This is a genomic window from Nocardia seriolae NBRC 15557 (assembly GCF_007990715.1).
Taxonomy (GTDB): Bacteria; Actinomycetota; Actinomycetes; order Mycobacteriales; family Mycobacteriaceae; genus Nocardia; species Nocardia seriolae.
The window spans coordinates 1-775 of sequence record NZ_BJWY01000275.1 but is presented as its reverse complement, the minus strand read 5'-3'; the positions used below and the strand labels follow the sequence as shown (position 1 = coordinate 775).

Here is a 775-nt window from a genome sequence, read left to right as displayed (position 1 = left end):
AGTTGCTTACGACAGCCAGATCGTTTTCGTCTACAGGACTCTCACCCTCTACGGTTGGCCGTCCCAGACCAATTCGACTAACGCTCTGGTTTCTTACTGTCGCCTGTTTCGGCAGAAACAGGAAAAACAATCCCACGACCCCGGCTATGCAACGACTGCCGTCTATCACACATAACCGGTTTAGCCTCTTCCGCTTTCGCTCGCCACTACTCACGGAATCACATGTTGTTTTCTCTTCCTGTGGGTACTGAGATGTTTCACTTCCCCACGTTCCCTCCACACACCCTATATATTCAGGTGCGGGTGACACGACATCACTCGTGCCGGGTTTCCCCATTCGGAAATCCTCGGATCTCAGCTCGTTTGACAGCTCCCCGAGGCTTATCGCAGCCTACTACGTCCTTCATCGGCTCCTGGTGCCAAGGCATCCACCGTACGCTCTTACACACTTACTAACAAAGATGCTCGCGTCCACTGTGCAGTTCTCAAACAACACACCCACTCGGATGGGATATCAGGACTTACCGGCACAGCCAGCAGTTTCTCAGAAGATCCGAGCAGATCGTTTTTTGCCTGGAAAGAAAGACTGTCGTCTGTTCTTTCAGGACCCAATAGTGTGTCGGTATATCCACCGCGACCGGTCACTGAGTACCGATCGAGTGCGATGAAGGTTGTCAGTGTTCCACCCATGAGCGTCCGCCGGACTACGTATGAGTCCGAAACGGTCTCTGACGCAACATCATTCGACTGTTCGAAGAGTTTGCGTAGAAGTGCC

Annotated in this window: 1 rRNA gene; it reads right to left on the bottom strand. The window is 52.5% G+C overall.

Annotation, left to right across the window (positions count from 1 at the left end):
- Positions 1–455, bottom strand: a 23S ribosomal RNA gene (locus NS2_RS37070); the annotation flags it as partial.
- Positions 456–775: the final 320 nt, after the last annotated feature.